This is a genomic window from Lacticaseibacillus suihuaensis (assembly GCF_054785075.1).
Genome location: NZ_BAAGBJ010000017.1, coordinates 41,180 through 47,508, shown reverse-complemented (window position 1 = coordinate 47,508; position 6,329 = coordinate 41,180). Strand labels below are relative to the sequence as shown.

Annotated in this window: 7 protein-coding genes; 1 reads left to right on the top strand and 6 read right to left on the bottom strand. The window is 65.7% G+C overall.

The features are described from left to right. Positions 1–399: 399 nt before the first annotated feature. Positions 400–1,137: a class I SAM-dependent methyltransferase gene (locus tag ACYVRZ_RS12075; RefSeq protein ID WP_461227179.1), complete on the top strand. Its 738-nt coding sequence runs from the start codon at positions 400–402 to the stop codon at positions 1,135–1,137. A gap of 115 nt (positions 1,138–1,252) precedes the next feature. On the opposite strand, the gene ACYVRZ_RS12070 is transcribed toward ACYVRZ_RS12075, so the two are convergent. From ACYVRZ_RS12070 to ACYVRZ_RS12045, 6 genes are all read right to left on the bottom strand, one after another. Continuing rightward, positions 1,253–1,783 (bottom strand): beta-xylosidase family glycoside hydrolase, encoded by a 531-nt coding sequence (locus tag ACYVRZ_RS12070; protein WP_461227177.1) that lies wholly within the window; start codon positions 1,781–1,783, stop codon positions 1,253–1,255. Between the two features lie 50 nt (positions 1,784–1,833). Beyond that, the gene (locus tag ACYVRZ_RS12065; RefSeq protein ID WP_461227175.1) at positions 1,834–2,268 is read right to left on the bottom strand and encodes a hypothetical protein; all 435 of its coding nucleotides are present in this window, start codon (positions 2,266–2,268) and stop codon (positions 1,834–1,836) included. Between the two features lie 76 nt (positions 2,269–2,344). Then, entirely contained in the window at positions 2,345–4,177 is a 1,833-nt protein-coding gene (locus tag ACYVRZ_RS12060; protein WP_461227173.1) for a helix-turn-helix domain-containing protein, read from the bottom strand. Between the two features lies 1 nt (position 4,178). Further along, entirely contained in the window at positions 4,179–4,595 is a 417-nt protein-coding gene (locus ACYVRZ_RS12055) for a hypothetical protein (protein ID WP_461227171.1), read from the bottom strand. 230 nt (positions 4,596–4,825) lie between these two features. Beyond that, positions 4,826–6,103, bottom strand: a complete 1,278-nt coding sequence (locus tag ACYVRZ_RS12050; RefSeq protein ID WP_461227169.1) for a GIY-YIG nuclease family protein — start codon at positions 6,101–6,103, stop codon at positions 4,826–4,828. A gap of 12 nt (positions 6,104–6,115) precedes the next feature. Then, positions 6,116–6,322 carry a hypothetical protein gene (locus ACYVRZ_RS12045; RefSeq protein ID WP_461227167.1) on the bottom strand — a complete coding sequence of 69 codons (207 nt, stop codon included), beginning with the start codon at positions 6,320–6,322 and terminating at the stop codon, positions 6,116–6,118. Positions 6,323–6,329 lie beyond the last annotated feature (7 nt).

Genomic DNA, 6,329 nt, shown 5'->3' with positions numbered 1-6,329 from the left:
TCATGTAATATGAGCTGTTTGAATAGCTCGATTTGTTGTTACTAGCGAATTGACTTCGCAATGTTTAATTCTTTTCAATTAAGAAAAGCCCTATCACATTTACGAAACTTTGTTCAGTTTTCAAAGGGCTACCTGGTGTCGGTCAAGCGACAACTTTTAAAGTATATCACCTTGGCTAACTGTTGTCAATAAGAAGTTTTAAATTCTTATTAGTGAAGCGTTATGCCTCGCTTGCGACAACTTTTATAGTTTATCAGGTCACAGGCTTGATGTCAAACGTTTTTTTGCTTGGCTCAAGTCGTTTCCGTGTCATCTAAAAGACAACTTTGATATCATACCAAGTGAACGACTTGCCGTCAACCGGTTTTGAAAAGTTTCTGCAAACAAGGAGAGAAGATAATGGATGATCCACACGCCTGGGACGACTTCGCCCCGGAATACGCTCGCGTTCAGCGCGAGTCACGGCTGCCCGTCGAACGCGACGTGACGCAGGCCTTGGCGACCCAGCTGCCGCTTCATGACTGGTCGGTGCTGGATGTCGCGGCCGGCTCCGGCCGTTACGCGCTGCCGCTGGCCAATGCCTGCGCCCGGATCACGCTCAATGACTGGTCGCCGGCGATGCTGCAGGAGGCCAAGGGGTGGCTCGATCAGCATGGGGTGTACAACGCCACCTACCAAACCGGCAACTGGCACGATCTGCCGCGGCGACCGCTGGCCGATCTGGTGTTCGTCAGCCAGCTGCCCACCCTCACGCCCAAAGACCTGCCCCACCTGCGGCAGCTGGCCGGTCGGGCAATGGCCTTCAACCTTCAAACCGCGCAGACCACGGCGTTGGTCACGCAGATGGCCACGGTCTTGAAAACGCCGCCGGTCACGGTGCCGCAGGCCGATCCCGCCCGGGCCAGCCGCATCCAACGCGCCCTCATTCTCAAGGGCAGCCGGGTGATGCACCAGGACTTCACCTACACGTTGCAAGACACCACCACTATCAACGAACTGCTGCCTGCCTTTAACCGGCCCTTTTCGCTCAGTGCGGCGCGGGAGCTCGCGGCGGCGGTGATCGGGGTTCCCGACCCCAACCTGCCGGTGACCACCACTATCAGCTACACCTACTCGCTTTTGACCTGCCGGCTGTGAGCCACCGGTCCTCGGCGGCGAGTCGAAACCCCCAGTCAACACGACTAGGGCAAACACCGGCCATCACAAAAACCAGCCGCACGTCGAGGGGAGACGTGCGGCTGGTTTTGCGTGGTCAGCGGTTTTGGTAAGCCACGTGGGTAAACACAGTGTGGCCACCGGTGGCCTGGGCGAACAGGCCGACCTGAACGCCGGTGAAGCGCGAATCCGCCACTTCAGGAGTCAGGTGCCGGGCGTCAAAGGACGCCTGGACGGCCGGGCCTTGGGTCGTGCTTGCCCGAAGCTGGTAGGCATCCGTCGTGCCGCGCAGCTCCAGCGTGACCTGCGCCGAATCCGGCAGGGCCACTGTCTGGGTCACCCGCAGATCCACCGCCTGCCGCGTCACGCAAAGCTGCCATGCGCCGGGGTGGCCACTGACGGTCAGGCTGGCCTGGCTGCCATTGTCCTTATATAGAAGCAGTCCAAAGCAGCCGGCGACCAGCTGCGCCGTGAAGGTGAAGGCGTAGGCCGTCTGGGACACCGAGATGAACGCCACCGGGGCCGTCGCCGGCACGGCGATGGGGGCCGGCTGGTTGGCCAAATCCACACGGTCGCCGCTGATGACGTAAGGCGTCGGCATCCCCAGGGTGCGAATCGCCGGCGGCATCAAGCCATCGGCCCGTGCCTGACGTAACCGCGCATCATGCGGTCAACTCGCTAATCCAGGAAGAGCATGATCAGCCAAAACACCGGCACCAGCAGCAGCAAAAACAGCGTGAGCGTAACCACGCTGCCCAGGGCCTGGGCGCCGCTGGTCGTGAACATCTGGGCCCCAAGCACCACGACGCCGACGTACAGGCCGGCGCCAACCCACCGCGAGTTGAAGCCAAAGTCCGTGATGAACCGCGGCAACAGCGCGAGGATTAACAGCAGCGGTAACAGCAGCCGCGGCTGAAACATCCCGAGCCAGCCACCGGGCAGCGCCTTGACCAAAAGCCAGGTCACGACCCCGCAGCCTGGCACCAGCCACAAGTAGTCTTGCCGCAGCAGCGCCTTGCCGTGCCGCATCCAGGCGGCATCGGCGGCCAAAAGCACGAGCCAAAGCGGCCAAAACGCCGGCTGGTGCAGCGGCGCAAGCAAAAATTGCGACATGGGTAGTTCCCCCTTTCTTCTATAAATTCGAGTCGGCCGGCGGCGCAACCACGCCTTTGTCGTTGCGACGCGGCGGTCACGCCCGGGTCACCCGGGCCCAGGCGCTTTCAAAGAAGGTGCCGACCACGGCAAAATCGGTGCCCCACACCGTGATCATCGCGGCCCTGGCCGCCTGGTACTGCGCCGTCGCCGCCGCGTGATCGCCGCTACGCCAGGTCGCGACGCAGGGCAAAAGCGCCGCGGCGCCGTAGATCAGGTTGGGGCAGGCGGCCGGATCCAGGGCCGCCAAGGCGGTTTCGGCCCGGTCAATCACCGCCCCGGTTGTGTCAGGGGCCAGCGCCAGGTTGACGTGCCAGATGGCCAGGCTGCCGCGTTCGGCCCCGCTCACCGCCTTGGCTCGGGCGGTCAGCTGCGCGATCAGACCGGCCAGCGCATCGGCACTCAGGCCACCGGCGGCCAGGTTCAGCCACCGCCGCTCAAACGCCGACAGGCCGCCGCCCGGCGTCGCCAAGGCGGCCTGGGCCATGCGGTCGGCACAGGCGCGAAACGTGCCGGCCTGGCCGCGGTGTCGCGCCGCCATCCCCGCGCAAAACCAGGCGAGGTAGCGGTACGGCGAAGTCGCAAGCCCTGCGCTTTTGACCGCAAACTCGGCTTGCATGGCGTCCAGTTCCGCGAGGTTAGCCGGCCGCATGTGCGTGGCGAGGCGAAACTCATCCGCCAGCAGCGGCACGGTGTGGTTGAACAGCGACGTCTGCAGGTCGTCGCGCTGCAGCCGTAAGGCGTTCAGAGTGTTGATGAACACGTCGCTTGACACCGGGCCGCGGCCGTGCTCGAAGCGCTGGTACGTCGCTCGCGACACGCCGCACCACTTGGCGGCCGCCGCCACGGTCACGCCCTTGGCCCGGCGGTAAGCGGCCAGCTGTGCGACCAGCGTCGTCGCGCGGCCCTCCGGAACCAGGCCGGTCGGTCGCACCGGCGCCGGCAGCGGCGCGACCGCGTCCCACGTCCGGGCCGCAATGGCCGACCACAGCGCATCCAAGTTGGCAAAGGCAGTCGCCCCGCCCCAGATCAGGTCACGCGCCGCCACCTGTTCGGCGTAGCGGGTCGCAACGGTTGGGTCGCCGGCCAAGTGGGCCAAGACCGCCTGGCCGAGGTTGACCCAGGCCTGCATCGCCAGGTTGGCCGTGTCGACCTGCTGATCGGCCACCCAGTCGGCCGCCAGCTGCAGCGCCTGGGCCGAGCCGGTTTGGCAGGCCCGGGTCAAAAACAGCTCGCTGAAGGCGCGAACCCGCAGGTCCAACGCCCGTGCGTAAGGCGGGGCCCCGCGGTAGCCGGTCTGGCGGTTGCCGACCAGGATGTGGGTCAGCACCCGCTCGCAGCTGGCCCAGGGCAAGGCCGCCCCGATGGCCAAAAACAAGTCCATCTCAAAGGCCGTCCAGCTGGGGTAGGCGACAAGCTCCGCCCCAAGCGCCTGGGCCAGCTGGGCCGCCAACGCCTCGTCCTTGGCCGCAGTGGCCGCCCCGGCTCGCACGTAGGCCAGAAGCTGGCGAACGCCGACGTTGCCGGTCAGCGCCGCCTTTTCCGCCAGCGTGTTGCTGATGTCGGCCAGCCAGCTGGCCTGAGCCGGCGCCGCGGCCAGGCACGGCAGGTGCGACAGGACCGTGGTTTTCAGCCGCTCGACCCACAGGCTGCTCACCTGCAGCACCGCCATGAAGTCGCTGGGCTCGATGGCCAAAACCGACAGCGCCGTGAACAGCTGCTCGAGGCTGAGCGTCGCCCGACCGCGGATCACCCGCGAATAGGTCGCGCGAGACAGCCCCACCGCCGCGCAAAAATCCGCCACCGTCAGCCCCTGCCGGACGCGGTTTTGCGCGATCATCTCCCCAATGCTTGCTGGCTGTGTCGCCATGCTACCCCTCCTCGCTCACCTGCGCCCGGTGGCCGCCGTACTTCACCGTCAAAAGCTGCCGCGTCAACACCGCCGCGTCCTGCGGCGACAGCCCCGCCGCCAGCTCCCGCAACAGCCGCTGGCGGCCCAGCGGCGTCACGCCCGGTGCCGTGACGATCAGCTGACCCAAGGCCGCAAGATCGGCCAGCGCCGCCGCAGACAGCGGCCGCACCAGGCAAAACCCGGTCGCCGTCGCCTGCAACTGGTAAGGCAGCGCCTGCTCCGCCAGCGCCTGGCGGATGGCCGCCACGTCGCGCTGGAAGGTGCGACGGGCCCCGGGCATCTCGTAGCGCTGGCTCCACGCCGCAAAGGTCAGCCGCTCGCCGGCCAACAGCCGCGCCAGCACGTCCAAAACCCGCCTTGTGCTTTCCATCTTCATCGTACCGCACCCCTTCCGAATCGCCTACCGCTAGTTTAGCCACCGGGCGGGTAAAAACGCGCGATGGGCTCAATCATGACTAATTGCTTGGGTCACGACAAAGAGCCCCGGGTCGCGTGACCCGAGGTTCCAAGCGGTGCCGTTGCCGAGCGGCCGGCGATGCTTCGGCCGACGGCACCCGGTTGCGGCGGCAGCGGCTGCGGCGCCACCTCAATGCGAAACGGCGGCCGCTACTCGCCACGGTACGGCTTGATCTTGCCGTGCAGCAGCTTATCGACGTCGATGTCGTAGCGCGACGCGATCAGGTCGGCCTGACGGTACATTTTCCGTTGAATGGCCCGACTGCCCTGCTGCGACCAGTGGCCGCCGCGAACGTAGGCGACGCCGTACTGGGCCATCAGCTTCAAGGTCAGCGCGTCAGCGTCGGCCATCGCGTCGTTCAACAGCTTCGATCCCAGGTGATCCAGCCGCACCAGCCCGGTCACGCCGCTTGAGCGGGTCACCACCGAGCCGCTGCCGCCGGTCTGCTCCTTGAGCCGCCGGGCCGGGTTGTTGGTGACGGACACCAGCAGGGTGCCATTGCCCAAAAGCAGCACGTAACGCCAGTAATCGGCGTAATCGCCGCGAACGTCTTGCATCTCGTCGCGTTCAAGCGTCGTGTGGGTGTGGCCGCTCTGGCGGTACAGGCGCAGCCGGCGGCGAAAGCCCGGCACCGCCACCACGCCGCCGCGGTACCAGTCGGCCAGCTCATCGAAGGTGGTACGATCGCCTTGAATGGCGTTTTGCAGCCGGGACTGCGCCGCCTTAATCTGCGTCAGGTAGCCGAGCACCTCGGGCAGCGCCAACACCCGCGTCCGGTAGCGGCCGACGAAGGCCAAAAGCGGCCAGCAGGCGCTGTCCAGATAACGCGCGTAGTCGTTGTCGGGCCGGGTGCCGTTGGCCGCAACCGCGGCCCAAAACACCTTGGTGTAGGCCTTCCAGTCGGTTCGGGTCACCACGCTGTAGGCCAGCCAGTCCTTGGCCTGGCGCTGCACGGCCCGGTGATTGAAGGCGACCTCGCCGAACCCCTGCGCGTAGGCCTCCAGGTCGCCCAGAACCGACATGCGGTAAACACCGCCGGCCATGCCCCAGTGCCCCGCCACCCGCGGGTGCCACTGGCGGTTGACCGCGGCCAGCCAGCCCGGCGTCGGCCGCAGTCGCCGCACCAGGTGGTAGCCAACAATCGCCGTCCAGCCCCGCACCGGCCACCACTGGCGCAGCGCGACCCAGGCGCCGATGACCAACGTCAAAACGCCCATGTAGCGCAGCATGACGATGGTCTCGTCACTGGCCCCATCACCAAAATCGTGAAACTTCAGCCACCAACCCACCAACAGCAACAGCGCCGCCCAAACCAGGTTGGCGACCAGCCCGACGCGCCGCAGCACCACCCGGCGCAACCAGGCATACATCGCCAGAATCAACACGGTCGCAAACGCGCCGACCGTCACCACTTCAAACCAATTCATCGTGCCACTCCCTCACAAATCGATCCGGATGGCAAAAAACTCCGCCACCCCGATGATCACCAGGTACCAAAACAACCCGGCGCCGCCCTGAAAATGGGCCGCGTCTAGCGCCACCAAGGCGTTCACCGCCAGCCACACGACCCCTTCGCGGGTCAGGCCAAACGCGATCACTAAGACCGCCAGCAGCGACGCGCCGCCCAGCAACAGCCAAAACACCATCGACCAC

Bases quoted from the DNA above. Each gene is read 5' to 3' on its own strand.
- ACYVRZ_RS12075 (WP_461227179.1), top strand. From the start codon at position 400: ATGGATGATCCACACGCCTGGGACGACTTCGCCCCGGAATACGCTCGC.
- ACYVRZ_RS12070 (WP_461227177.1), bottom strand. From the start codon at position 1,783: ATGCCGCCGGCGATTCGCACCCTGGGGATGCCGACGCCTTACGTCATC.
- ACYVRZ_RS12065 (WP_461227175.1), bottom strand. From the start codon at position 2,268: ATGTCGCAATTTTTGCTTGCGCCGCTGCACCAGCCGGCGTTTTGGCCG.
- ACYVRZ_RS12060 (WP_461227173.1), bottom strand. From the start codon at position 4,177: ATGGCGACACAGCCAGCAAGCATTGGGGAGATGATCGCGCAAAACCGC.
- ACYVRZ_RS12055 (WP_461227171.1), bottom strand. From the start codon at position 4,595: ATGAAGATGGAAAGCACAAGGCGGGTTTTGGACGTGCTGGCGCGGCTG.
- ACYVRZ_RS12050 (WP_461227169.1), bottom strand. From the start codon at position 6,103: ATGAATTGGTTTGAAGTGGTGACGGTCGGCGCGTTTGCGACCGTGTTG.
- ACYVRZ_RS12045 (WP_461227167.1), bottom strand. From the start codon at position 6,322: ATGGTGTTTTGGCTGTTGCTGGGCGGCGCGTCGCTGCTGGCGGTCTTA.